The 20,442-nt window shown below is 55.2% G+C and carries 38 protein-coding genes; 21 read left to right on the top strand and 17 right to left on the bottom strand.

Annotation, left to right across the window (positions count from 1 at the left end; all coding sequences use genetic code 11):
• Positions 1-41 precede the first annotated feature (41 nt).
• From OSJ75_RS02915 to OSJ75_RS02905, 3 genes are read right to left on the bottom strand one after another with little or no spacing between them, the layout of a single operon-like run.
• Entirely contained in the window at positions 42-1,421 is a 1,380-nt protein-coding gene (locus tag OSJ75_RS02915; RefSeq protein ID WP_267226859.1) for an anti-CBASS protein Acb1 family protein, read from the bottom strand.
• The gene (locus tag OSJ75_RS02910; RefSeq protein WP_267226857.1) at positions 1,418-2,872 is read right to left on the bottom strand and encodes a PBSX family phage terminase large subunit; all 1,455 of its coding nucleotides are present in this window, start codon (positions 2,870-2,872) and stop codon (positions 1,418-1,420) included. Before OSJ75_RS02910 ends, OSJ75_RS02915 begins: the two co-directional genes overlap by 4 nt.
• Complete coding sequence (locus tag OSJ75_RS02905) at positions 2,836-3,450, bottom strand: terminase small subunit (protein ID WP_267226854.1); 615 nt, start codon at positions 3,448-3,450, stop codon at positions 2,836-2,838. The genes OSJ75_RS02910 and OSJ75_RS02905 overlap by 37 nt, the downstream gene beginning before the upstream one ends.
• Positions 3,451-3,474: 24 nt before the next feature.
• On the opposite strand from OSJ75_RS02905, the gene OSJ75_RS02900 reads away from it, so the two are divergent.
• A complete protein-coding gene (locus tag OSJ75_RS02900; RefSeq protein WP_267226852.1) occupies positions 3,475-3,768 on the top strand; it encodes a hypothetical protein in 294 nt (97 codons plus the stop codon).
• Here OSJ75_RS02900 and OSJ75_RS02895 read toward each other — a convergent pair.
• Complete coding sequence (locus OSJ75_RS02895; RefSeq protein WP_267226850.1) at positions 3,755-4,021, bottom strand: DUF2798 domain-containing protein; 267 nt, start codon at positions 4,019-4,021, stop codon at positions 3,755-3,757. The two genes, OSJ75_RS02900 and OSJ75_RS02895, sit on opposite strands and share 14 nt — an antisense overlap.
• 333 nt (positions 4,022-4,354) lie before the next feature.
• Here OSJ75_RS02895 and OSJ75_RS02890 point away from each other — a divergent pair, with 333 nt between their 5' ends.
• Positions 4,355-4,702, top strand: coding sequence for a DUF3892 domain-containing protein (locus tag OSJ75_RS02890; protein ID WP_323748409.1), 348 nt, complete (start codon positions 4,355-4,357; stop codon positions 4,700-4,702).
• Positions 4,703-4,936: 234 nt separating this feature from the next.
• On the opposite strand, the gene OSJ75_RS02885 is transcribed toward OSJ75_RS02890, so the two are convergent.
• From OSJ75_RS02885 to OSJ75_RS02850, 8 genes are all read right to left on the bottom strand, one after another.
• The gene (locus OSJ75_RS02885; protein WP_267226848.1) at positions 4,937-5,407 is read right to left on the bottom strand and encodes a ferritin-like domain-containing protein; all 471 of its coding nucleotides are present in this window, start codon (positions 5,405-5,407) and stop codon (positions 4,937-4,939) included.
• 432 nt (positions 5,408-5,839) lie between these two features.
• On the bottom strand, positions 5,840-6,034 hold the full coding sequence (locus tag OSJ75_RS02880; RefSeq protein WP_267226845.1) for a hypothetical protein: 195 nt from the start codon (positions 6,032-6,034) through the stop codon (positions 5,840-5,842).
• A 344-nt stretch (positions 6,035-6,378) separates the two neighbouring features.
• Positions 6,379-6,954: a YdeI/OmpD-associated family protein gene (locus OSJ75_RS02875; RefSeq protein WP_267226843.1), complete on the bottom strand. Its 576-nt coding sequence runs from the start codon at positions 6,952-6,954 to the stop codon at positions 6,379-6,381.
• 85 nt (positions 6,955-7,039) lie between these two features.
• Positions 7,040-7,621, bottom strand: a complete 582-nt coding sequence (nusG, locus tag OSJ75_RS02870) for a transcription termination/antitermination protein NusG (RefSeq protein ID WP_267226841.1) — start codon at positions 7,619-7,621, stop codon at positions 7,040-7,042.
• Positions 7,622-7,642: 21 nt separating this feature from the next.
• Positions 7,643-7,945, bottom strand: coding sequence for a LexA family protein (locus OSJ75_RS02865; protein ID WP_267226839.1), 303 nt, complete (start codon positions 7,943-7,945; stop codon positions 7,643-7,645).
• On the bottom strand, positions 7,945-8,175 hold the full coding sequence (locus OSJ75_RS02860) for a hypothetical protein (protein WP_250013900.1): 231 nt from the start codon (positions 8,173-8,175) through the stop codon (positions 7,945-7,947). The genes OSJ75_RS02865 and OSJ75_RS02860 overlap by 1 nt, the downstream gene beginning before the upstream one ends.
• Positions 8,168-8,764 (bottom strand): YdaU family protein, encoded by a 597-nt coding sequence (locus OSJ75_RS02855; RefSeq protein WP_267226836.1) that lies wholly within the window; start codon positions 8,762-8,764, stop codon positions 8,168-8,170. Before OSJ75_RS02855 ends, OSJ75_RS02860 begins: the two co-directional genes overlap by 8 nt.
• Positions 8,765-8,963: 199 nt before the next feature.
• Positions 8,964-9,218, bottom strand: coding sequence for a hypothetical protein (locus tag OSJ75_RS02850; RefSeq protein ID WP_267226835.1), 255 nt, complete (start codon positions 9,216-9,218; stop codon positions 8,964-8,966).
• Between the two features lie 223 nt (positions 9,219-9,441).
• Here OSJ75_RS02850 and OSJ75_RS02845 point away from each other — a divergent pair, with 223 nt between their 5' ends.
• On the top strand, positions 9,442-10,257 hold the full coding sequence (locus tag OSJ75_RS02845) for an HNH endonuclease (RefSeq protein ID WP_267226833.1): 816 nt from the start codon (positions 9,442-9,444) through the stop codon (positions 10,255-10,257).
• Positions 10,258-10,259: 2 nt separating this feature from the next.
• Here OSJ75_RS02845 and OSJ75_RS02840 read toward each other — a convergent pair whose 3' ends face one another.
• Together OSJ75_RS02840 and OSJ75_RS02835 are read right to left on the bottom strand one after the other, a co-directional pair.
• Positions 10,260-10,484 carry a LexA family protein gene (locus tag OSJ75_RS02840; RefSeq protein ID WP_267226831.1) on the bottom strand — a complete coding sequence of 75 codons (225 nt, stop codon included), beginning with the start codon at positions 10,482-10,484 and terminating at the stop codon, positions 10,260-10,262.
• Between the two features lie 3 nt (positions 10,485-10,487).
• Positions 10,488-10,862 carry a hypothetical protein gene (locus OSJ75_RS02835; protein WP_250013884.1) on the bottom strand — a complete coding sequence of 125 codons (375 nt, stop codon included), beginning with the start codon at positions 10,860-10,862 and terminating at the stop codon, positions 10,488-10,490.
• An 85-nt stretch (positions 10,863-10,947) separates the two neighbouring features.
• Between OSJ75_RS02835 and OSJ75_RS02830 the strand changes: the two genes are divergently transcribed.
• On the top strand, positions 10,948-11,220 hold the full coding sequence (locus OSJ75_RS02830; RefSeq protein ID WP_267226828.1) for a hypothetical protein: 273 nt from the start codon (positions 10,948-10,950) through the stop codon (positions 11,218-11,220).
• A gap of 117 nt (positions 11,221-11,337) precedes the next feature.
• On the opposite strand, the gene OSJ75_RS02825 is transcribed toward OSJ75_RS02830, so the two are convergent.
• Both OSJ75_RS02825 and OSJ75_RS02820 read right to left on the bottom strand, forming a co-directional pair.
• Positions 11,338-12,180, bottom strand: coding sequence for a DUF2312 domain-containing protein (locus tag OSJ75_RS02825; RefSeq protein ID WP_267226826.1), 843 nt, complete (start codon positions 12,178-12,180; stop codon positions 11,338-11,340).
• Complete coding sequence (locus tag OSJ75_RS02820; protein ID WP_267226824.1) at positions 12,177-12,413, bottom strand: helix-turn-helix domain-containing protein; 237 nt, start codon at positions 12,411-12,413, stop codon at positions 12,177-12,179. The genes OSJ75_RS02825 and OSJ75_RS02820 overlap by 4 nt, the downstream gene beginning before the upstream one ends.
• Positions 12,414-12,497: 84 nt before the next feature.
• Here OSJ75_RS02820 and OSJ75_RS02815 point away from each other — a divergent pair, with 84 nt between their 5' ends.
• Genes OSJ75_RS02815 through OSJ75_RS02795 form a run of 5 tightly spaced genes read left to right on the top strand, consistent with a single transcriptional unit; the run spans position 12,498 to position 14,443 of the window.
• On the top strand, positions 12,498-13,157 hold the full coding sequence (locus OSJ75_RS02815) for a LexA family transcriptional regulator (RefSeq protein ID WP_267226823.1): 660 nt from the start codon (positions 12,498-12,500) through the stop codon (positions 13,155-13,157).
• Positions 13,158-13,189: 32 nt separating this feature from the next.
• Entirely contained in the window at positions 13,190-13,522 is a 333-nt protein-coding gene (locus OSJ75_RS02810; protein ID WP_267226821.1) for a TM2 domain-containing protein, read from the top strand.
• 21 nt (positions 13,523-13,543) lie between these two features.
• The gene (locus OSJ75_RS02805) at positions 13,544-13,783 is read left to right on the top strand and encodes a hypothetical protein (RefSeq protein WP_267226819.1); all 240 of its coding nucleotides are present in this window, start codon (positions 13,544-13,546) and stop codon (positions 13,781-13,783) included.
• A gap of 7 nt (positions 13,784-13,790) precedes the next feature.
• The gene (locus tag OSJ75_RS02800) at positions 13,791-14,093 is read left to right on the top strand and encodes a hypothetical protein (RefSeq protein WP_267226817.1); all 303 of its coding nucleotides are present in this window, start codon (positions 13,791-13,793) and stop codon (positions 14,091-14,093) included.
• Positions 14,094-14,134: 41 nt separating this feature from the next.
• The gene (locus tag OSJ75_RS02795; RefSeq protein ID WP_267226815.1) at positions 14,135-14,443 is read left to right on the top strand and encodes a hypothetical protein; all 309 of its coding nucleotides are present in this window, start codon (positions 14,135-14,137) and stop codon (positions 14,441-14,443) included.
• A gap of 2 nt (positions 14,444-14,445) precedes the next feature.
• Here OSJ75_RS02795 and OSJ75_RS02790 read toward each other — a convergent pair whose 3' ends face one another.
• Positions 14,446-15,063 carry an SAM-dependent methyltransferase gene (locus OSJ75_RS02790; protein WP_267226813.1) on the bottom strand — a complete coding sequence of 206 codons (618 nt, stop codon included), beginning with the start codon at positions 15,061-15,063 and terminating at the stop codon, positions 14,446-14,448.
• Positions 15,064-15,279: 216 nt separating this feature from the next.
• Here OSJ75_RS02790 and OSJ75_RS02785 point away from each other — a divergent pair, with 216 nt between their 5' ends.
• From OSJ75_RS02785 to OSJ75_RS02730, 12 genes are read left to right on the top strand one after another with little or no spacing between them, the layout of a single operon-like run.
• Positions 15,280-15,537: a hypothetical protein gene (locus tag OSJ75_RS02785; protein ID WP_267226811.1), complete on the top strand. Its 258-nt coding sequence runs from the start codon at positions 15,280-15,282 to the stop codon at positions 15,535-15,537.
• Positions 15,537-15,680 (top strand): hypothetical protein, encoded by a 144-nt coding sequence (locus OSJ75_RS02780; protein ID WP_267226808.1) that lies wholly within the window; start codon positions 15,537-15,539, stop codon positions 15,678-15,680. The genes OSJ75_RS02785 and OSJ75_RS02780 overlap by 1 nt, the downstream gene beginning before the upstream one ends.
• Positions 15,677-15,901, top strand: coding sequence for a hypothetical protein (locus OSJ75_RS02775; protein ID WP_267226806.1), 225 nt, complete (start codon positions 15,677-15,679; stop codon positions 15,899-15,901). The genes OSJ75_RS02780 and OSJ75_RS02775 overlap by 4 nt, the downstream gene beginning before the upstream one ends.
• Positions 15,898-16,074 carry a hypothetical protein gene (locus tag OSJ75_RS02770; protein ID WP_267226804.1) on the top strand — a complete coding sequence of 59 codons (177 nt, stop codon included), beginning with the start codon at positions 15,898-15,900 and terminating at the stop codon, positions 16,072-16,074. Before OSJ75_RS02775 ends, OSJ75_RS02770 begins: the two co-directional genes overlap by 4 nt.
• Positions 16,071-16,589 carry a siphovirus Gp157 family protein gene (locus tag OSJ75_RS02765; RefSeq protein WP_267226802.1) on the top strand — a complete coding sequence of 173 codons (519 nt, stop codon included), beginning with the start codon at positions 16,071-16,073 and terminating at the stop codon, positions 16,587-16,589. The genes OSJ75_RS02770 and OSJ75_RS02765 overlap by 4 nt, the downstream gene beginning before the upstream one ends.
• Positions 16,589-17,599 (top strand): phage recombination protein Bet, encoded by a 1,011-nt coding sequence (bet, locus tag OSJ75_RS02760; RefSeq protein ID WP_267226801.1) that lies wholly within the window; start codon positions 16,589-16,591, stop codon positions 17,597-17,599. The genes OSJ75_RS02765 and bet overlap by 1 nt, the downstream gene beginning before the upstream one ends.
• Before the next feature lies 1 nt (position 17,600).
• Entirely contained in the window at positions 17,601-18,011 is a 411-nt protein-coding gene (locus OSJ75_RS02755; RefSeq protein ID WP_267226799.1) for a recombination protein NinB, read from the top strand.
• Entirely contained in the window at positions 18,008-18,196 is a 189-nt protein-coding gene (locus OSJ75_RS02750) for a hypothetical protein (protein ID WP_267226798.1), read from the top strand. Before OSJ75_RS02755 ends, OSJ75_RS02750 begins: the two co-directional genes overlap by 4 nt.
• Entirely contained in the window at positions 18,196-18,594 is a 399-nt protein-coding gene (locus OSJ75_RS02745) for a hypothetical protein (protein WP_267226795.1), read from the top strand. Before OSJ75_RS02750 ends, OSJ75_RS02745 begins: the two co-directional genes overlap by 1 nt.
• On the top strand, positions 18,591-19,019 hold the full coding sequence (locus OSJ75_RS02740; RefSeq protein ID WP_267226793.1) for a hypothetical protein: 429 nt from the start codon (positions 18,591-18,593) through the stop codon (positions 19,017-19,019). The genes OSJ75_RS02745 and OSJ75_RS02740 overlap by 4 nt, the downstream gene beginning before the upstream one ends.
• Complete coding sequence (locus tag OSJ75_RS02735) at positions 19,012-19,257, top strand: hypothetical protein (protein ID WP_250013847.1); 246 nt, start codon at positions 19,012-19,014, stop codon at positions 19,255-19,257. The genes OSJ75_RS02740 and OSJ75_RS02735 overlap by 8 nt, the downstream gene beginning before the upstream one ends.
• Positions 19,254-20,438 (top strand): site-specific integrase, encoded by a 1,185-nt coding sequence (locus OSJ75_RS02730; protein ID WP_267226790.1) that lies wholly within the window; start codon positions 19,254-19,256, stop codon positions 20,436-20,438. Before OSJ75_RS02735 ends, OSJ75_RS02730 begins: the two co-directional genes overlap by 4 nt.
• Positions 20,439-20,442 lie beyond the last annotated feature (4 nt).

The raw sequence follows: 20,442 nt of genomic DNA, 5'->3' as shown, positions 1-20,442 counted from the left end.
TTGGCGACTGACCGGATATTCACACGGACGTGCTTCATTGCTTATTCCTTCGGTGCGGGCTTGGCCGGAGGCGTGAGAGCGCCTTCCTTGTCCTCGGGATCGTCTGTGTCCCGGTACTTCTCGTCATCCGACAGCGGCTCGTAACCCACCGCGGCGCGGATTTCCTCGGGCGTGAACACGAACTCGCCCGTATCCTTCATCTTCTGGTTGACGTCGGCCATCTTGCCAGCGCGGTCGATCTTCTCGCCGATCGAGCTTTCCGTCAGATCCGTCCAGTCGAGAAACCAGTCTTTCTCCGGCAGGATCGTGAAGCGCTCGAGCCGGTTGATTAGGCTCATGAGGTTCGGGATGACTTGCCCCTTCCGGCGGGACATGTTCGTCTGCGCCCATTCCTCGGCATCTTCCGTGCTGGCCCGCTCGCCCGTCTGCGATCCAAGAAGGATCTTCATTGGGATCGGGATCGAGGCTGCGAAGGATTGCAGCGCGATTGCGAAGAAGTGCTCGGGCGACGGCAGCGTTATTCCGAGTGCCTTGGCTTCAATCCCCTGAAGCAACAGCATCTGGTCAAAGCCCGCCTGCCAATCCTTTACCTGGGCATCCATCTTGTCGGCGATCTCATCAGCGGGAACCCCCATGACCTTTGCCATGTCCTCAATGCGGGCTTCCTTGTCGATCTGAAGCACTGGCGCGGATTTTGCGTTCTTCCAGAAGCCCTCGCCGCCGGCGCCGCTGATCTTCTCCAGCGTCATGAGGTCGTTGTAGCCGGGCTCGAGCATCGATCGGCAATGAACGGTGCCATCCTTGGACCAGACCATCACCCGGTCAGGATGGAGTAAAAACTGGCGTTGCACCTTCTGCGTGTTGTCGACAGCGGATTCGGTGAACTGGAACATCTTCGGATGACCGTAGGTCTCCGACCGCTCGTTGGTATCCCACTCAGAAACCGTCAACTGGCCTTCCCAAGCCGGTATCAACTCGACGATGCCAAGTAGTCCGCCTGGCACGGTGTCGACCGGCTCCTGAAACGTCTTGTTGTCGGCTAGGCGAAGGATGATGCCGGAATAACCGCCCACGAGTGACCGACGATCGGCCTCTGCCAGATGTTGCCAGAAGCGCAGATCATCAAAGCGCTGGCGAAGTTCCTTCTCGAGCTTGGTTTCTTCCTTTTCCTTGCCCTCGCTGCCGTCCCTCTCCTTTTCGAGTAGAAATGGCGATTCCTGCCACGTCTTGAGGATGGTTTTCTCAACGCCGGCATGAGCAATGCCATTGCGCAGATACATGTTGTGGAGCAGCTTGAAGCTCAGGTCTGTCGGATAACCAAAGTCCGCGTAGTGATTATGCTTTGCGGTTGCGAAATGTCCCGGAAACATCGCGTCAAGGCGCCGGGCGGCGTAGTTCGCCAGCATGGTGATAGCGCTCATCGGTGTTTCTTTCTCAAGAACATTGCGACGGCCGGTCCGGCCTCGATATTCACATTGTCGGCCGCAATCACTGCATCGGCGAGGTTATGAGACTTCACGCCCAAGTCCTTCTTGAGCTTGAGCTTTGGCACAACTCGCTTTTTGCCTTCGGTCTCGACCCACCATGGAACGCACAGCTCAGTGAAGAGCGCGTCCAGCTTGTCGGTGCCCATGGCCGATGAGAACGACAGCACATCCTCAGGCCTGATCGCCTGGCCTCGCGTCACCGCATTAAAGGTCAGCATCGCCTTGCGCGCCGTATTGGCCCAAGCTTGCGCCTTTAGATTGAGATATTCGTTCTTGTTGAGCGGACTGTTATCATTCTGCTCGTCGCTCGGCTTGTCAGGATCCATGACCGCGCCGCCTGCATGGAAGGCAAAATGTTCTACCTTGGCGCGGTTGATCTCGTTCTGCTCATCAATGTATCCGCCGACGAAGGCTCCGACACCGATTGTATCGTAGGAGACCGTCGCACCTGCATTCTTTGCCTTTGCCCACACGCGCTTGGCATTCTGGACCAACTGATCCTTGCCCGATGCCCAATCCTCAACATCTGTGAAGATGCCGTCGATCTTGTCGGCTGTCGCGCTTTTGTCCTCGCCGTCGTCGGCCGGGTCGAAGCCGATAATGTTTCGCCCGGTAAGAGCGAGGTCCAGTACGAGGTGAGCATCAACACAGGCGTTAAGCCAGCGGCGCTTGAAGATGGATAGTTCGCTATCGCCGAGAGGAACGCCGCCGTAGACGTGTTCGAACATTTCGGGGTCGCGCGATTTCATCGCTGCGATGTCGCGCTTTGCCTTCTCGGAAAGAAACGGGTTTTCCGTATAGTTGATCTGATGCACCACGCAGTGAGGCGGCGTATTGATGACGAAATTCTTCCAGACATAGTCGGTGACGAACTTCGGATTGAACAGCAGGATGGCCAAGCTGTCCTCTTTACGGATCGTGGGGCCGATGACGATCCACTGATCCTCAGTCAGTTTTTCGGCTTCTTCCACCCACAGAATGTCGACATCTGACGTGCCCTTGATGTCCTCAAGATTTCGCTCGATGCCGTAGAAGATAAATTCCGATCCGGTCGCCCGGTGGATGATGGTCGTCTTCTGGACTTCGTACCTATGGGCAAGTCCAAGGTGGTTGATGGCCCATTTCAGTTCGGTGTAGACCGATTCTTGAATGCGGTTCTGAAAGCGCCGGATGCAGAGGACGCGCATCTTCACCGGTAGGTGATCGACAAGCCGCACCAATTGACATGCAGTATCTCGGGTCTTCGAACTGGATCGCCCGCCATGAAGAACGGCTATGTCGTTCTCGCCGAATAACACCTTCTCCCAGAAATCGAACAGCGCTGGATTCGTCAGCGTTGCGGCGGCGATCAGCCCTTCGTCTCTTGCCGCAGCACCTCGCGCCATGTCTTCGTCTCTGTTTGGATCGGGCCGCCGTCGGGACCTGAGTGCTCATGCTTCTCGACAAACATGCCAAGATGCTTTCCGATATCGACGAGAGCACCCTTCTTATCGTGAAGCTTCAGCTTTATTCCGCCTGTCGAATTCTGGCTGATTTCGGCAATGGCTGCCGCGGTGTCGTCATCGATATCGTCGCTGGAGACCAGCTGCACATTGTTCGTGACGACGTTCTTGATTACGAGGACATCACCGCCATCGGGGTTGTCTTCTTCCGTAACGAGGCTGCCCTGCCATTTGATGGCCTTGCGAATGTCGGCAAAACCAATCTTGGCGAGCTCCGCCAGGACGCGCTCCTTGGTAATGGCGAGCCTATCTATGGCCTTCTCGGTGGCTTTACGCTCCACCGTCTGTTCCCACTCCAGAAGCTCAGCAACCCGATTTGAAATGCTTTGTTTCTGCTTTAGTGTGGCCGCATTCCCACGGTTCGGCTTAAAGCCTGCGATCCTGTAGGCTTCGTCCGCTGTCTTGCCTTTGGCAAGCTCTTGAGCGAACGTCTCGTGCCGTGCGTTTTTTAAAACTGGCATAACAAACCTTGGAGAATAATCGCTGTGGACGACAGAAAGCCGGACAGATTTGGAGTCGATAATGGTGCGCGAAAACTAGCAATTGATATTGCGATAAGGGCATTGATTGAACATGCAGGCGCTACGGATTCTGACTTCCGACGTCGTATTCTTGCAGCTGTTGAAACATACTTAGCTGCGCTTGATCCACAATCGGAACTGGAGAACGATTTTGCTGAAAGGGCGAAAGCTCACGTCGGGTCTCTTATTCGGCCACCGATCGAGGTAAATGATCCGGGGCGGCAAAGACCGACCCGGAACGGAATCAGCGAGATGTAGACTCGCAAATACTGCTCACGATGCGCCGCACAACTGGAAGAACCAGCAAGAGCGTAGGAAAGGCAACAACCCACGAGAATGCCCATGCTGTAACCCAGTGGTAAGGCAAATCAGCATGCATGCCGAGGTTCCTCACCGTTGCAACGAATGACACAACGAAGGTCATCAACACCGAGAGAATGAACGGTGTGATGATCGAGCTGTATCTCGCCGGCAGCTTCCGGCGAGTGGATGAATTCTGATTGTAGTTCATGGTATATCCGTAAGTGCTCGGTCTCATGCGCGACGATCCATAGCCCAATGAGGGAATGCCGGCTTGAGACCGGAGTGGATGCGTTGCCTAACGTAAGACGCTTACGGTAGTCGAATTGACCACATGTGTCCTTTACATGCGCCAAGATCGTCTTTGCAAGAGAAAAGCTGAGCTACAAGTTCAGCTGCCCTTCTGGTGGACGACTTTCGGCGCAGCATGACTTGATACTCGGTGCCGCGGCATCGGCGCGAAGTTGATACCGCATTCACGTCCGCAATGGTTTCACATGGCAGGAGGTGAAACATATAGATCAACTTCATTAGAAGAGACGACATGGACTCGCACACAATGTTGTGCGCCTATCGCTTGGTAAAAAACGGGAGGAATACTTTGACAATCACAGCGAGAATATCTTGTATTAACAAAACCGACCGGCAGAGCGCATGGGAGAGAATCCGACGTGTGGGTGGCTTGAATGCTGACGGAACTCGGTGGGTCCTGTCTCTGGCAGACGCCATTTCTGGAGTCGAAACTAGCAAATACGCCTTCTATGTTGAAAGGCCTGCTGGAGATCGTGTTCAAGTTGTAGTGGCCAAAAGTGCTGCCGGCAATAAATATCTTAAGACTACCGCAGATGGTGACCAGCCTAATAATCTTCTTAGCTTGCCTGAATGCCCTTAACTTAAGTCGGGATAGCAGTAGCACTCGTGTTGCGGCTATCCCTTCCTAGGAAGTTCCTCCCACGTGGCAAGCATCAAGCCGTGTTCCTTATGGATGATGGTGATTGGATCGGACATGGCCGGCTCCGGTTCGCCTTTGGTCCACCGCCTGTTCAGCTCCAAATGGAAACGGCAGCCTGTAGACTGCCGCAGGCGCACTTTTCGTGTGCGGGGGGGTGACTGCAAATCTGGAAGACTATTTGTTGATGGTAGTGACGGCCAGATTTGTCAGCTTGTTGTTGGCAGCTTTTTCCTGGTCGAGAATTTCACTGAGTAGAACATGCGCTTCCTCGTTTCCGAGGACCTTTGCCCACTCACGAAGCGACCCGTAACGCGCAATCTCGTAGTGTTCTACAGCCTGACAAGCGGCAAGTGCGCCCGCTTCAAGTGCCACGCCCGATGCTTCGGCTACGACACCATCGGTCTCCTTAATAAGACCGTCGGTTGCATCGCATTTTTCACCGGCCGGTTTGACGTTGATCGATTTGAACACCTTGTCCAGAGCTTTAATCTGACCTTTTGTTTCTTCAAGGTGGTGATCCAGTGCCTTCTTGAGTTCCGCATTTTTTACAGCGGCCGACACTTTCGGTAGCGCCTTTGCGATGGCGTTCTCGGCATAATAGACATCTTTGAGCGTATGTTCGAACAGCTCCGCGAGTGTCTTCATGATGGTACTCCCTTTTGATTGAGTACCTAACCAACTCGCAAACCTGTTGATCGTTCCAATTCATCGATACGAACACATACAGGAGCCGAATATGAAGAACGCCTTTACGGCTAGCAGAATTCGTCGCCGCGGACGCAGCGCTTGTTCAAAACCTGTGCTTTGAGGCGACAACCATTCGAGTGTTACGTCCCGTATATGGAATGAAGCAAATAACCGCTTCATGAAAATATGAGGTTTTGAAATGCAGAAACTCTGGATCTATCTGGCCGTCCGCATGATCATGGAGACCGTTCTACGTTGGCTCGACGGCGATGACTTGATGAAATGAAGACGGCAGCCCGTAGACTGCCACAGGCGCACTTGTGAGGTGCGGGATGATAGAGCAGGCCTCGCCGAGCGAAATAGTAGCCGAACTGGAAAGCGCTGCAGAGACTACTTATTCGGCGCCTGCCGATCCCGCTCGTTTTCTTTCCGATCTGACTTGAAGGTGGCGTCACCATCTTCCTTACCAGACAAAACTCGCGGATTGGCGCTGGAAACACCGTCATTGTCGCCGCCGTGTTGCGTCTTGGTAAACTGCGCTTTGGCGTCGTTCTTGGGATCGGGTTTGTTGGATTTCTCTGTCATTCCATTGCTCCTTTTCAAAGCAACAGTTCAAACAGCGATCAGTTCCAGATTTGGGAATAGCTTTCCATGGCGGGAAGCCGTGAAGCTCTTCCCATGCGCTCGGCGAGTGTTCCCTTTCCAAAGGTCCGCCAGTCAGCCGCAAATCACCTACATGCGCGTATAGCTGATTTTCTTCCTATATGGAAGGGATTTTTTCTCTACGTCTGGGGATATTTGCCTACTTCTTGTCCGCCCTTCGTCAAGGCCGCGACCAACTCGTCAGATGTGACAACGGTGAGGACCGTCTCCACTTCGTGGTGGCGCTCGCAAGCCACCATCGCGTTGTGGACATGATCGGCTCCGCTTCAGTGGAAGCGCTCGCCACGATCAAGCTTGGCAAGGATTTGCGACAACCTGTTGGCGCGCGTCTCAGGGCGCTTGGCCGTGTGGAGCCGATAGTAGATTGCATAAAGGTTCTTGCGATCCAGCGTCTGGAAGAAAGCTTTAGCGGCCGGCATTGCCTCCAGAGCATTCAGGAAGTCTTGCGGCATGGTCATGGTGGCTGATCCTTCGTAGGCACTGTCCCATCGACCATCAGCCTTTGCAGCCTCGACATGGGCGAGGCCCGCAGGAGTCATCCGCCCCTCTGCGATGAGCCTAGTCGCATGTTCGCGGTTTTTGGCTGACCAGTTTGACCTCTGCTTTCGAGGCGTCAGGCGTTGCAGAAATGAAGCCTCATCTAGCGGCAGCCTCTGTCCATCAATCCAGCCAAAGCGAAGTGCTTCGATCACGCAGTCTGTCCACGTTACCGACTGCTTGCCGGACCCCTTCTTGAAGATTTGCACCCAAACCTCGCCGCTGCGCTGATGATGGCTCATCAACCACTCGCTCAGTTCTGCAGCATTCTGGAAGGCAATCGATACCCGGTCGCTCTTGGACATGCTTTGAAGTTAGCAGAAATGAGAACGTGTCGGAAGCAAACTGGCTGACGAATCGCGAGCACGTGTTAGCGATTGAGTGTGAACCCTATGCAGGTGTCAATTGTTTGCCATCAAACTGCACCGCTGTCATGCGGCCGAACAGCTCGATCAATGCGATGACCTTGCCGGACTTCGTGACTTCCTCGACAATCCCTCCGAACGTCGCGAATGGGTTGGTGTTGTCGGAGACAGCGATCGTACTGCCGACGGGAAAACGCTTGCGGGCGGTAGCTTTCTCCGATGCCTCCTCTTCCTGTCGATAGATGCGCGCGGCCCGCGTGTCATCGAACTGCATGTTGATCTCGGCCAAGAAAATATCTTCGACGACGTTGGCGGAAACCGGTATGGGGCAGCCATCAATTCCCAGAATGGCCTCAACTCCGTCACAGCCGGTGACGCGGTAGAAATTCAAGTCTTTCTTGACAAAACCAACGAACATGTAGCGCGGCATGAGGGGGCTTTCTCGCAGCGAATAGGTATGCGTCTTGTGGTTCTTCACCTCGACGCGCTGCCTGGGCAAATAGGTATCATACCCATTCTTGCGAATGTTCTCGTCGGCCTTGGCCTCTGCCTTCACGGCGGTCCTGACCACGTACCAACGTTTATCTCTGTCTATGCCCGCCTTCATGGCTTGTCCTTCATGATGCGATTAAGATGCTTTGAGGGTAATCGAGCGGCGCTGATGCGGCTCGATCTTGATGTGTCCCCGCTCCTCAAGGCGGTGCAGCATGTAAAACGCCGCGGTAGACGAGCAGCCGAGAAGCTCCGCCGCTTCCTTGAACGTCGGCGACTGGCCGTGCTCGGCCTGGAATGCCTTCACTGCGTCCAGCGCCTGCTGCTGGCGATCGGTCAGCTTCTTTGGCGCCGGGTTGAACTGGCGAACGATCTCGCGAGCCAACGCCGGGCTCGCTGCAATGATCCGTTTCGCTCGTTCTTGAAGTTCGGTATTCATCACTGCACCAAGAGCGTCCCGGGCTTTACGCCGGCGCGAGCCATGATCTCACGCATCTGCTTGCGGTATCGAACCTCGTCGCAAAGCTGCGCCGTCGAAGGGCAATAGGCCTTGTTGACCTCTTTCACCTCGCCCTGCCGGAAACGCTCGACAGCTGCCAGAACGTCGACGCACTCGAAGCTCTCGACGGCATCGAGATAGGCACGAAGCTGCAGATCAGGATCAGACATGGGAGATTGCGGGAAACTGCCGAACAGCTTGGTCAATGCCTTGGTTGCTTCGATCTTCTCGGAATTGTTCATGCTGTTGGAGCTCCTGGATCAATGAACGTGCTGCGTCTGTCGATTTTCGGATGGGGACAAATCCATTTGGTTTTCGCGCGCCTGCGCGCCCTGAAAAACCGGGAGGTTTTTCTATATGGTCTCTGGTATCTGGAAGATGCTGTGGCAAAACGCTGGCATTTGCCACGTGCCGTTCTTTATCTTTCAATGCTTTAGCTTCGCCACCCTTGGCACCGGCGGCAGCTCTCGATTGACTTTTACTCGCGCTTTTTTGAAGCTCTTTCGTCAGACGATTGTGGCTGATTTTGCCGTCCGCCTTCACAAAGAACGGCAAGAGATCGCCGCTGATGGAGCGCCATTTTTTGACCGACATGCGGACGACGCGAGCGAGTTTCGTGTCTTCGTCAGGCAGGCTGCCGTCGGCGTTCCACATGGCCATAAGGAGCAGCATGTATGCTCCTATCTGTTCCGTGCTAAGGTGCAGCGTGTCGCCGATGAAATCGGAAACATAAAGCTGCATGAATGGCCTTTCGCTCATGCTGCGCCCCTCTCCCGCTCTGTCGCTCTGCGGTAATCGTGTGCGGCCTGGCTGAGAACATCGCGCTCGCGCCGAACGCGATCCAGCTCGTGCTCAGGGCGCTTGTTTCGACCTGTTGAGAACCGTGAAAGCCAGTCAAGCTTGCTGTAGAGCAGCTTCGATAGCTCTTCAGTCATTTCCCTCGCTGAAAGCCTCTCGGTCATGGTAGCGCCGCCCTGTAGGTCTGCGATCCGCCGAACAGATCGTCGCCCTCGGGGACGACGAGCCCCTCTCGGATGCAATAGACGGCAGAAGCTGTTCCAACGGGCCTTCCGTCCGGGTGAGTGAAGTACAGGTGGCCGTCGCCCTTTGCCGTCGCTTCCTCCGATTGGGACGCCTGACTGACCAGAACGGCGCCGCCGCGGATGCGCGCAAGGAACGGCTCCACGTAGTGTGGGATTTTCATCTCGTGCATTGATTTTTCCTTTGCGGATTTAAGTCGCGCCATCAGAAGCCCTTCCCGAATATCCAGGGAGCAGCGATCCAAGCCGCGGCGACCGCAACAAGGAAAATGCCGAGAGCTATGGTGATGGGGCTAACGGGTTCGTCTTGAGGCTCAATCATGCTGCCTCTCCCGTTGAAAATTCATCGGCGCCATGTGACTGTCGGGCCAAGGTAGAAAATGTAAGGGGGAGCGCATGAGCTGGGGCTTTGAGCGCGGAAAGATTTATAATCGTCGAGAGGATATTCACGCGCGTTTTAGGGGCCAGCAGCAAGGCGGGATCATCACGCCGGCACAGCATAACCTTGTGATTATCATTACCGGCGAGGAAGGACTTGAACACGGGTATTCCGACAGGACACGGACCGACGGAGCGTTCGAATACTTCGGCGAAGGCCAAATCGGCGACATGACGCTGAGAGCCGGCAATAAAGCGATCGCGAACCATTCGGCCGACGGGAAAAGCCTTCTTCTCTTCAAAAAGGAAAAGGCCGGTTTGCGTTTTGAAGGCGAGCTTGTCTACGAATCTCACCATATCGAGCAAGCGCCCGATCGCGAGGGCAATCTGCGCGATGCGATTGTTTTCGAATTGAGGCCGATAGAGAACGTTGCCGAGGTCGTAGAAGAAGAATCTCCCAAGACTGCCGCGGCAGAACCCGATCTTGCAGCTCTTCGAGCTCTGGCGATGGCGGCCGCAAACGAAAGCCCCGGCAAAACCCAAACCACCTCTAGCGTTTTTGAGCGTAGCCGCCACGTTCGCGATTACGTCGTAGCAAGAGCCAAGGGGCACTGTGAGGGGTGCAGAGCCCCCGCCCCATTTCTGAGAGCTAGCGGCGTGCCATATCTCGAGCCGCATCATATTCGACGTCTGACAGATGGCGGCCCTGACGATCCGAGGCATGTAATTGCGCTCTGCCCTAACTGCCACAGACGAGTTCATTCCGGGGCCGATGGCAGCATTTACAATGCGAGCCTCGCTGAGACGATGAAGTCTATTGAGGGGAGTGCATAGCCTCATGGCTGCACCGCCAACTTGATTGACCGCGATCTGTTCGGAAGCCGGCAGAGATAGCCGCGCTGTTCGAGCTCGTCGACGATGCGCGAAATGGCGCTCTTCGACCTGACGCCAAGCGCGTCCTTCATCTCGTCATAGGAAGGCGCATAGCCGTTGGTGTTCTCGAATGCCGTGAAGGCGTCGAGGAACTGGCGCTGGCGTGGAGTGATACCGAAGCCGTTCATTTCTTATCGCCCTCCCCCTGGATATTTTCTTCGCGGCGCTGCTTCCTTCGCTTCTCGAACCTTCGCCAGTAGCTGCGAAGCCTCGCGCTCAAAATCCTCCATATGAGCATCCGGATACACCGACCTTTCGACTTCGAGTTCGTGTGAGAGATTTGCGATTTGGCGTTCGCAAAAATCGAGATAGGCCGAGCGGATGCGCTGGAAGGTTCCGGCATCAATCGTCTTGGCCCTGCGTGTTCTGAGATGGTTGAGCGTCCAGCGGGAAAGTCCGTATCTGGACTGCAGCCGATCCATGGCGGGGCCAATGTCGCCCCATCCTCGGCTTTCTCTTTCGATCATGCGGTTCACATAACCGCTGGCAACATCGGCGCTACTCACGACCTTAGGCTCCGGGGTTAATTTGTGTACGAGATGCTCTGTTTCTCTGCACTTCATGCTCGAAATCCTTGGCTAGGTTGCTTGCATGACGCAGCAGCCATTGAGCAGAACGGAGGGCACGAAACAGGTGAAAGAGACCGTCAGCCAAGACTGCAATCTTGAAGCTGATGACTGGGATACGAAGAGAATTGGATTTCTCGCGCAGACGGTCTTGTCCACCCTGATCGCGAGAAAAAGGACGGAGGAAGCCAACGCCGTGGCTTCCTCCGTCAGTTATGCTCAAGCCGTGTGGGAGGTGGGGACGACGGCGAGCAATACGGAAATGGACAGGCAGCCGGATTTGACGTCGCAAAGGTAACAGGCATCCTCCGAACCAACCGGCTGTCTTTTGCGGGAAGATGATTCGGCAATAGATCGTACTACTCTCTCGAGTTTGGTACTCCCGCAAATACGACAAATTCAGACACAGCATGATTCACGCGACCTCGCTCGAGGCTGTCATCGATATGGAGCACGAATAGCAATGGGCGAGACCGGAAGCCCCGCATGCGTCTGGCTTCCGGCAGTGCGGGCGGTAATCGCGCGCTGTTTTCGCGGCCTTCGGTTGCAGGAATGCTGGCGGTTCGAAATTGTTGACGGCTTGCCCTTCTTGACCCGCAATGGTTCCGCCTTCGCGGTCCTGACCGACGACTGGCACAGGCCGGTCGCTTTTTACGCTGTTGGGAGAAGAGCTTGGTACTGGTTGGCCGTCGGCAACCACTGGAGGCTGCGGGTCAGGAGTAGTCTCGGAAATTGGTGCGGACGAACGATGCTCCACCGTAGCTTCAACATTCCGTTCGTCCGCTGCGGCGTCCTTTTCAGGTGCCGCGCACTCGATCGCCATTTCGGGCGAATTGGTAATCTCGCCCGTTTCCGGGTCGATCTGCTCGTCGCGCTCAATCATGATATCGACGGCCGCGATAAGAGCCTTGCGACCGATTTCGGTCTGCAAGCCGGCAGCTACCGTCTCGACGAGCTTCGCCTGGGCCGGAAATTCTTCAATGATTTCTCGTGTACGCGCAGGCGCGTGCGCCCGACCGCCATTCTCATAGGCACTGAGGTACATTTCGAAGATTGCTTCGCGCTCGCTGAGCGTATCCCGGCCGAGCTTCTCGACCTTCCGCAGATGAGACACGACGTTGCCGAGCACGGTCTTGTCATAGCCCCTGCACTTGGCCTCCGCGTAAACCTCACGGATATCCTCGCCCAGCGTGTCCTGCTCTTCCTTGAGGCGCAGAATGCGATCGATGAATTGTTTGATTTCGGCTTCGGCGCTCATGCTGCACACTCCGTCACATGCTTGGGAGGCTCGAAAAACCACGCATCGTTCCATTTGATTTTCCGCTCAGCAGCAGCGACCCGAATGGCTTGCATTTCATCCAAAGAAGGCGCGACGCCCTTTTCCCATCGGGAAACTGAGGGTTGCCCTACGCCGGCAATGGCGGCGAACTCTGCCTGCGTCATCTTGAAGATGTTTTTGCGGATGTGTTTGAGCGTGTTCATGTCACGCATAATATACGCATACGCATACATATCAAGCCGAAAATATACAAACACGCATTTGTCAGTATGCGTTCTCGAATATAGCGTGCGGGTATGATCCCTATCGACGAGAAATTGCGCCGCATCCTTCAAGCCAATGGCTGGAAGCAAAGTGAACTAAGCGAAAGGCTGGGCGTGTCCCAGCCTACCGTTTCGCGATGGTTTTCAGGATCCGAACCGACCGGCGCTCGGAGAGACGTAATCAACGAGCTGTACGAAGCAGCTATTGGGTCAGGCAAGAGCGATTCAGAACCGGCGCAAGTCACCGTAGCGCTGATGGGCTACATTGGCGCTGGAGCTGTAATCGAACCGGACTTTGAACAGACGCCACCAGAGGGATTGGACCAAATTCACTTGGCAATCCCGCTGCCTGGCGACATGATCGCCTTTCAGGTGAAGGGCGTGTCGATGCTTCCCCGCTACGATGAGGGCGATGTGATCATTGTTTGGCGCGAGCAAAAGCGAGGCACCGATTCCTTCCTTGGAGAAGAGGCCGCCGTGCGGACCAGAGACGGCCGCCGGTTTCTCAAGACTATTCGTCGAGGCGAACAGGGTTACACGCTTGAATCGTGGAATGACCATCCAATTGAGAACCAAGAATTGGATTGGGTTGGCGAAATCTACGTCACGATCCGAGGGAACCAACTCCGGCGTATGGTGAGTACGATGGGCAAACAAGGCGGCATTCAAGGGCAACTTAAATTGCGAGCATAAAGAGACGCGACTGAACGGGTCGGGGGAGGAAAATGACACTCACAACACAAGACAGAATGCTCATTGAGCAGCGGGTTACGAACGATGCCAAGTCAACAGGCGCTGCTTACGTGATCTGGTTTTTCCTTGGCACGCTTGGTATGCACAGGTTTTATCTTGGCCGCACAGGATCAGGCGCCATCATGCTTATTCTATTCATTATAGGCGCTGTCACAGCTGTTGCCGGCGTAGGGCTGATTATACTCGGGCTCCTTGGGCTGTGGGCTTTGATAGATGCTTTTCTCATCCCCGGCATGGTCCAGAAGCAGAAGGAACAAGTTCGGCAAAGGCTGACAAAAGAGGCACTGACGTTTTCTGGCGGCTAGAAGCGTAATAGGAGACAAGCAATGGATCCTGTTCGCCTTATCGTTGTAATGGCTTTCGATCGATCGGACGAAGGCGACCTTATTCCCGCAGGCGAGCCTACCCAATTCGACAGTGAAGATCGCGCGCTTCGCACTGCAAGGGATTTGGCAGCGAAACACGAGAGCGTAATTGCCTGGTCGCGTGATGCTCAGCCCGATGTTGGAGAGTACGGACTGCCGACCGTGCTTTTTCAGCAAGGTGAAGTTCCGGATATGGAATAGCCATAAAATGATACGCGATGGAATAAATCGCGACCTGATTGAATGCGCAAATGACGTTTCAAATAAGTCGGTCGAGGAAAAGAAAGAATTGCTGCTAGAAGCGTCACAAGCGATCGAATGGGGCGCAGAACTCATAGCATTTTCTGGATCACCGATTGAGGAGAGAAGTCTGGCGGTCAGGCTGTCAAACTTCGCGTACGGCATTGAGTTCCGCTACGGTGATGAGACTTCCGAGATCATGTTGGAGGCGGCCCAATCCCTAAGGCGACTGCGTCTGATGCTTGGCCTAGAACAAGAGCTGAATGAATAAAAAATACCCGGCGTTGGGCCGGGCTAATGGGGAAGGGTGATATGCCAGACGCTTTGAATAGGACGACGGAGGCAGAACTATCAGCCTGTGTGCTGCAAATTCTATCGGAACGTGACGATGGCTCAGCCAGTTTTGGACAACTGATTGACGAAATACCGAATAGGCTTCCGCTGACACCAGAGGATTTCGTGCAGTCAGGAACGAGACCTCATGAAGCTGTTTGGGAGCAGCGGGTCAGAAACATCAAGTCGCACAAAGAGAATGAGGGGAATGCAATAGCAGATGGATATCTTGAAGAGATTCCTGCAGGACTACGAATTACCGAAGCCGGACGCAGGCAGGTAACGTAAGACTAGTAGTCGCTGTCCCGCTCTAATGCTTTCCGGCATGGGGGGACCCACATCAGGCGGGGGATAGTCATCCCCTCGCCTTTCTCCCATACGAACCAAGCGTATCCAGTAGCAGTGCTGGCTTTTCTATCAAGCCTTCCCTTGACCATCGGAACTCTCTCTGCGAACTGAGCGAACTTTGTCGGAGGAACGACATTGAATATGCCTTCGTAGCGACCAACACTTTCAAGAAAGACAGTTCTGGCCAGCATTGCCACGCCTTTTCGAGCGACTATTAAAGCCCGCTGCACGAATTCTTCAGCAAGGCGGAACGGCGGGTTCGTAATAACCCAATCGTGAGATCCGGCTTCGAACGGATAATCTAGAAAATCCCGAACTGGGCCATAGCCATATGAATATGCGTCTGACGCTTCAACCGAACCAAAATATTCAGCTAAAGGCTTTGCCATATATCCTTGACCACAAGCAGGCTCCAGGCACGTCATATTTTTGAGGCCCGGAAGGTTGCCGATCACATGTTCAACAAGCCCCCTCGTCGCCCAAGGAGGTGTGGGGAAGTTGTCAGCGCTGTCATTTGCTTCGTAACGCTGGGCCATTACGGCATGTGATGTGTTTTGCATGGTGTTCTCCTTGCTACGTCACTGTGGCGCTCATATGGTTAATACTCTGATACCGCCTCCGGGCGGTTTTTTGTTGCGACAGCCTATGCGTTATATGCGTGGGTCTACTTGCAAACAATAATAATTATGCAAACGCGTATATTTTGCGTTTGACTTTTATGCGTATGCGTATATTAATAAATCAACAGCCACCTTACGGCTTGGAGATATACGCAAATGAACAATCCAACAGCGAAATTCCTCAATCAGCTTCTCGACCGCGAAACATATCAGGTCATTTGGCAGCATCGCGACGGCAGCATCTGCATCGACGGTGACCGTGAATTCGCCCACATGACGCGTGAAGCGGCGATCGCGGCTTATCAGAGTTGCAACGTTCTCAAGGTCTTTTGCATCAACCTCATTGAGGCGTCCGTCCGCGATGTCACAGACGAGGTTGCCGACGAGGCAATGGCGACCGCTGAGGCCGCCTGATGGTCTACCTCGACGAAACCGACGACATCGCCGCTTGTCAGGATCGCCGCGCTCAAAGAGCCGAGCGCGCCCTGATCTGGTCTCTCACCATTCTCGGCCTGAGCTTCTTCTGGCCAGTCATAACCTTTTGGATTTTCAAATGACCTCACCTCGCCAGTACCTCCTTGGCACGGCGCTGATTGTCGTCGTTGTCACAGGCACCCTCGCCCTTTCCGGTTGCTCGACGGGCTTCAACACCTGGACGCCTGAAACGGGCAACACGGTGGATGCTTATCTCGAGCGCTCCTGCGCATCCGGTTATTACGACTGCGCTACAGGTTCCCGCGGCGGGCGTGGCGGCGGTGGCGAGGGCAGCGCGAAATGAACCTGTTCGTTCAAACAGAACTGGCGGTACTCGAGCGACTGCCGTTGACCGAACAGCTTGCCCGCCTCGAGCAGACCTTGGCCGGTCCCCTTCCCGACATTGGAGCGCGTGCCGAACTGCGGCGGCTCTACCTCGATCTCACCGAAGAACAATCGAAGGAACTCGCAGCATGAGTGATGCGTCGCACATTTTGCGCCGGCAGTCCGAGGCAGCGAAGCGTTTGCTGACGAGCCTCAAGGAAAGCGGTGACGCTGACGATCCGGAGATTATCGAAAGCGCGATCGAGGGAGAAACCTCGCTTCTCGAAGCCATTGAAGCCGCACTAGGCGAGATCGACGAGTGCGAAGCTCTCTCGATCGGATTGAAGGCCAAGGAAGACTCATTCTCCGAACGCCGCAAGTCGATCGAGCAGCGTGCCGAACGGCTTCGAGCCGCCATCGAAAGGGCGATGATCGTCACAGAGCGGGAAAAGTTCACGCTGCCGACCGCAACGATTTTCCTTTCGAAGCGCAAGCCAAACCTCGTCATCGACAGTGAAGCGGAGATACCGGCTGAATTTTGGTCAATCCCGAAGGTCGAGCCGAAGCTCGACAAGAAAGCTTTGAAGGAAGCGCTCGAGGACGCCCAGGCAATTCCGGGCGCCCGTCTCGACAACGGTTCGATCTCTCTTTCCATCAGGAGAAAATAATGAACGCTGTAGCCCAATTGACCCATACCCCGCGTCAGCTTGCACTGATCCAGAACACTGTTGCCAGGGACTGCAACGCGGATGAATTCAATCTGTTCGTCGAGGTCGCCCGTGCGAAGGGCCTAGATCCATTTCTCGGCCAGATCATTCCCATGATCTTCTCGAAAGACGATGCCAAGAAGCGGAAGATGACCATTATCATCAGCCGTGACGGGCAGCGCGTTATTGCCCAGCGCTGCGGCGACTATAGGCCCGCCAGCAAGCCGCCGGTCTTCGAATACGATACCGATCTGAAAGGCCCGACCAACCCGAAAGGTATCGTGACCGCAACAGTCTACCTGTGGAAGCAGGACCAGAAAAGCAGCTCTTGGTACGAGGTCGCAGGCCAAGTTGATTGGGATGAGTTCGCCCCAATCAAAATGGAAGCAGACGGCGGATACGATTGGGTCGATACCGGCGAAACTTGGCAGGACAGCGGGAAGCCCAAGAAAAAGAAAGTTCCCCGCGGCAAGGAACGTGAGGTTCTAGATGACTCCGGCAACTGGAGCCGGATGCCGAAACTCATGATCGCCAAGTGCGCAGAGATGCAGGCGCTCCGCGCCGGTTGGCCGGAACAGTTCACCGGCCTCTATGACGAAGCCGAAATGGATCGTGCGAAGGTTCTCGATCTGACCGCTTCGGAACTGGTCGAGCATGAGCGTGAGGCGGCGCGACTGAAGCTCGTGGCCGGCAATGACGCTATTACGGTCACTTGGGGCGATGGCTGGGCCTTGGAGAATGTGCCGGTCGGTCAGTTTTATGACCGCGCCGAGCAATTCATCAAGGAGAGCGATGCGCTGACCGTGGCGAAATGGGCAGATTCCAATCGCGATCCGCTCCGGACATTTTGGGCAAAAGCGCCGACCGACGCGCTCGCGCTCAAGAAGCTGATCGAAGCCGCCAAGGACACGGCCAAATCCATCACCCTCAAGGATCAGCCCGAGGCTGTCCGCAACTTCATGGCAGGTTGATATGTCTCGGGCTCTCCTCGTTCTCGATAACGCATTCAACCGGCGCCAGGCCGTCCACTGGATCGAAAAGGCGCCGACCGGCACCCGCGTTGAGTTTAAGGCTCCAAAGCGCAGCCTCGACCAGAATGCGAAGATGTGGGCCAGTCTGACCGACGTGGCCACTCAGTTGGCCTGGCACGGCGTGAAGTTGACGCCGGACGATTGGAAGCTGGTGTTTCTGGACGCCTTGAAGCGCGAGAAGAGCCACGGCTTTCGGATCGTGCCGAACCTCGACAATTCCGGTTTCGTCAACCTCGGGACATCCTCATCGGATCTGACCAAGGATGAAATGTCCGAACTCATCGAAATCATTCTGGCATTTGGCGCCCAATACGGCGTCGAGTTCCATGACGACCGCGCGAGGGCAGCATGACGTCAATTCCCCTCCATGCACCCTACGAGGTCCGTCGCTCGCGCGAGCTCGCTGCGCTTTACGACAGGACGCACCTTCGCTTGAAACTTGAAGTCTCTCAAAATGAGAATGCCATCGAGGCGATGGTGGCCGATATTGAGCGGATCATTGAACGTGCCGTGAAGCGCTCGCGGAGGCCTTCTTGATGGCTCGGCGCGAATTCAGCAAAGCCGTTTATGCGCAGATCGTGAAGCGAGCCATGCATCCGGTCCATGGCATCTTTTGCGAGGGCTGTGGGCAGATACTCGGTATGAAGAAATGGCATATCGATCATATAAAGGCCGATGGCCTTGAGGTTGATAAGAGCGGAAAGCTTACTGCCGCGCATGGTCAGTTGCTCGGGTACGATTGCTGCCACAAGCCGAAGACCGCCGCGGACGTCAAGGTCATCTCGCAGGCCAAGCGCCGCGAGGCGAAGCACCTGGGCATGAAGCGCTCGAAAGGCATCATAAAGTCGCCTGGCTTCCCCAAGGTTGCGAAAACCAAGCCTCTTCCTACCAAATCCCTGCCGCCTCGCCGTATGTATCAGGAGCGCCAGCAATGACCAACATACAACTCATCATCGATGAGCAGATTGCCGATCCGGAAAAGTCATCGAACGTTCAACGGCGCATGGCTACAACTTTGGATGAAGCTGACGCCATTCTATCCGTGAACGATACAAGATCAAACAGTGAAACCTTGGAAAAGAGTTGCACTTTTGACCCCAATAATGTCCCCAAAAACGAGAACATCCACGCACCGCGCCCCAATAATGCGACGCGCCTCGAAGCCCCCGAGAAGCGCATCGCCGCGTTGGAAGTCCAATACCAGCAAGCAAGGGAGGCGTTGGAGAGGATTGTGGAGCGCAGCCGCAACTTTGAGCTCGGTACGTCAAAAGTCGTCGACATGCGGAACCTCGCTTCCGCCGCCCTGAAAGAAACGCTCCCTCGACATCCTGTGGATAATGGGGGGAAGTCCGATGGCTAAGATTGAAAGCCTCAGAAACATCCCTCGGCTCGGCCTCAGCCGTGCTGAAGTGGCCATTGCGATCGGCGTTGCACCGAACACTGTTGATGAAATGGTCAAGGAAGGTATGCTCCCTCGCCCGCGCAGATGGCACACGCGGAAGTTTTGGCGGATAGCCGAACTTGAAGCTGCGATGGCAGAATGGCCGGTGGATGGTGAAGAGGAGGTCGATGTCTCAGGCTGGAGGGCATCGGCTTGAACGATTTGGCCGCTGTTGAACTGCCATACATCGAGTACAACCCGAACCGGCATGGCAAAGCGCGGTATTACTTCCGTTTGAATGGGAAGCGCCTAGGGCGACTACCAGATAACCCCGATAGCGAGGAATTCACGAGAGAATACTGGCGGATTCGCAATGGGATCGCCCTACCCGAGGACGCACGGCCTGACGACAAGATCGTGCCTCAAATTGCCCGACCCGGTACATTTCACTATCTCTGCGCCGCGTATTTCAAGAGCGATGCTTTCAGCAGCCTTGACCCTACAACCCAATCAAAGCGCCGTTCAATCATCGACGCAATGCTCATCGAGCCCATCAGCGAGACAGACAAGCGGATTTTCGCCGGCATGCCCATATCGGCACTCGATGCCGACAACATCGCTGTGCTGCGCGATAGGAAGAAACAAACGCCATTCGCCGCCGATGAGCGGTTGAAGGTGTTGAGGCAGATATTCGAAGCCGGGATGAAGACGAAGCCGGCGCCGTTGGTCAAGGTCAACACTGCAAAGCTCGTTCAATCGTTCAGACAGAAGACAGACGGCCACGCCACAGCTCGCGACGAAGAGATTCGGCAATACATCCAGCATCACGGCACATCATCGAAAGCCGTCCTTGCCCTATCCATTCTCATGTATACCGGAGTTCGCGTTTCGGACCTGGCCAAGCTCGGCCCTCAGCATCGCCGGGGCGATTCGTTCGAATTTCGAGTGTTCAAGAACCGTAACAGGCATCCGGTGACGCTGACGATCCTGATTCACCCTATCCTTGAGGCCGTCCTGGCGATGCACCCAGTGAAGGGAATGGCTTATCTACTCACCGAGTTCGGCAAGCCATTTTCGGTCAAAGGTCTGGGCAATCGTGTGTCAGACTGGTTCACTCAGGCCGGATTGCCCCATCTCACCGCACACAGCGTGCGAAAGGGCCTTGCGACGAACATGGCCGAGAATGAAGCGACCGATCACATGCTTGAGGGAATGTTCGGCTGGTCCGACGGAAAGACGTCGAAAATCTACACGCGCAATGCCCGCAGATCAAAGCTCGCGCGACAGGCTGTTTTGAGGATCGATTGGGGTGAAATCGGGAACGAACTGCCACACCCTGAAGAGACGGTGGCGTCCCAGACTGCCACACCTGAAATAAAATACAATAAAATCAGCTAGTTGA

It is taken from the genome of Phyllobacterium sp. 0TCS1.6A, assembly GCF_026420825.1.
Taxonomy (GTDB): domain Bacteria; phylum Pseudomonadota; class Alphaproteobacteria; order Rhizobiales; family Rhizobiaceae; genus Phyllobacterium.
The sequence above is the reverse complement of the archived record's forward strand: the minus strand, read 5'-3'. Positions and strand labels throughout refer to the sequence as shown.

Coding starts and splice junctions, on each gene's coding strand:
- OSJ75_RS02890 (WP_323748409.1), top strand. CDS start 4,355: ATGGACTCGCACACAATGTTGTGCGCCTATCGCTTGGTAAAAAACGGG.
- OSJ75_RS02860 (WP_250013900.1), bottom strand. CDS start 8,175: ATGTCTGATCCTGATCTGCAGCTTCGTGCCTATCTCGATGCCGTCGAG.
- OSJ75_RS02895 (WP_267226850.1), bottom strand. CDS start 4,021: ATGAACTACAATCAGAATTCATCCACTCGCCGGAAGCTGCCGGCGAGA.
- OSJ75_RS02865 (WP_267226839.1), bottom strand. CDS start 7,945: ATGAATACCGAACTTCAAGAACGAGCGAAACGGATCATTGCAGCGAGC.
- OSJ75_RS02910 (WP_267226857.1), bottom strand. CDS start 2,872: ATGGCGCGAGGTGCTGCGGCAAGAGACGAAGGGCTGATCGCCGCCGCA.
- OSJ75_RS02765 (WP_267226802.1), top strand. CDS start 16,071: ATGAGTGATGCGTCGCACATTTTGCGCCGGCAGTCCGAGGCAGCGAAG.
- OSJ75_RS02750 (WP_267226798.1), top strand. CDS start 18,008: ATGACGTCAATTCCCCTCCATGCACCCTACGAGGTCCGTCGCTCGCGC.
- OSJ75_RS02755 (WP_267226799.1), top strand. CDS start 17,601: ATGTCTCGGGCTCTCCTCGTTCTCGATAACGCATTCAACCGGCGCCAG.
- OSJ75_RS02915 (WP_267226859.1), bottom strand. CDS start 1,421: ATGAGCGCTATCACCATGCTGGCGAACTACGCCGCCCGGCGCCTTGAC.
- OSJ75_RS02740 (WP_267226793.1), top strand. CDS start 18,591: ATGACCAACATACAACTCATCATCGATGAGCAGATTGCCGATCCGGAA.
- OSJ75_RS02885 (WP_267226848.1), bottom strand. CDS start 5,407: ATGAAGACACTCGCGGAGCTGTTCGAACATACGCTCAAAGATGTCTAT.
- nusG (WP_267226841.1), bottom strand. CDS start 7,621: ATGAAGGCGGGCATAGACAGAGATAAACGTTGGTACGTGGTCAGGACC.
- OSJ75_RS02805 (WP_267226819.1), top strand. CDS start 13,544: ATGGATCCTGTTCGCCTTATCGTTGTAATGGCTTTCGATCGATCGGAC.
- OSJ75_RS02795 (WP_267226815.1), top strand. CDS start 14,135: ATGCCAGACGCTTTGAATAGGACGACGGAGGCAGAACTATCAGCCTGT.
- OSJ75_RS02745 (WP_267226795.1), top strand. CDS start 18,196: ATGGCTCGGCGCGAATTCAGCAAAGCCGTTTATGCGCAGATCGTGAAG.
- OSJ75_RS02850 (WP_267226835.1), bottom strand. CDS start 9,218: ATGCACGAGATGAAAATCCCACACTACGTGGAGCCGTTCCTTGCGCGC.
- OSJ75_RS02845 (WP_267226833.1), top strand. CDS start 9,442: ATGAGCTGGGGCTTTGAGCGCGGAAAGATTTATAATCGTCGAGAGGAT.
- OSJ75_RS02820 (WP_267226824.1), bottom strand. CDS start 12,413: ATGCGTGACATGAACACGCTCAAACACATCCGCAAAAACATCTTCAAG.
- bet (WP_267226801.1), top strand. CDS start 16,589: ATGAACGCTGTAGCCCAATTGACCCATACCCCGCGTCAGCTTGCACTG.
- OSJ75_RS02775 (WP_267226806.1), top strand. CDS start 15,677: ATGACCTCACCTCGCCAGTACCTCCTTGGCACGGCGCTGATTGTCGTC.
- OSJ75_RS02825 (WP_267226826.1), bottom strand. CDS start 12,180: ATGAGCGCCGAAGCCGAAATCAAACAATTCATCGATCGCATTCTGCGC.
- OSJ75_RS02785 (WP_267226811.1), top strand. CDS start 15,280: ATGAACAATCCAACAGCGAAATTCCTCAATCAGCTTCTCGACCGCGAA.
- OSJ75_RS02810 (WP_267226821.1), top strand. CDS start 13,190: ATGACACTCACAACACAAGACAGAATGCTCATTGAGCAGCGGGTTACG.
- OSJ75_RS02770 (WP_267226804.1), top strand. CDS start 15,898: ATGAACCTGTTCGTTCAAACAGAACTGGCGGTACTCGAGCGACTGCCG.
- OSJ75_RS02815 (WP_267226823.1), top strand. CDS start 12,498: ATGATCCCTATCGACGAGAAATTGCGCCGCATCCTTCAAGCCAATGGC.
- OSJ75_RS02830 (WP_267226828.1), top strand. CDS start 10,948: ATGACGCAGCAGCCATTGAGCAGAACGGAGGGCACGAAACAGGTGAAA.
- OSJ75_RS02905 (WP_267226854.1), bottom strand. CDS start 3,450: ATGCCAGTTTTAAAAAACGCACGGCACGAGACGTTCGCTCAAGAGCTT.
- OSJ75_RS02735 (WP_250013847.1), top strand. CDS start 19,012: ATGGCTAAGATTGAAAGCCTCAGAAACATCCCTCGGCTCGGCCTCAGC.
- OSJ75_RS02790 (WP_267226813.1), bottom strand. CDS start 15,063: ATGCAAAACACATCACATGCCGTAATGGCCCAGCGTTACGAAGCAAAT.
- OSJ75_RS02780 (WP_267226808.1), top strand. CDS start 15,537: ATGGTCTACCTCGACGAAACCGACGACATCGCCGCTTGTCAGGATCGC.
- OSJ75_RS02875 (WP_267226843.1), bottom strand. CDS start 6,954: ATGTCCAAGAGCGACCGGGTATCGATTGCCTTCCAGAATGCTGCAGAA.
- OSJ75_RS02855 (WP_267226836.1), bottom strand. CDS start 8,764: ATGAGCGAAAGGCCATTCATGCAGCTTTATGTTTCCGATTTCATCGGC.
- OSJ75_RS02840 (WP_267226831.1), bottom strand. CDS start 10,484: ATGAACGGCTTCGGTATCACTCCACGCCAGCGCCAGTTCCTCGACGCC.
- OSJ75_RS02880 (WP_267226845.1), bottom strand. CDS start 6,034: ATGACAGAGAAATCCAACAAACCCGATCCCAAGAACGACGCCAAAGCG.
- OSJ75_RS02800 (WP_267226817.1), top strand. CDS start 13,791: ATGATACGCGATGGAATAAATCGCGACCTGATTGAATGCGCAAATGAC.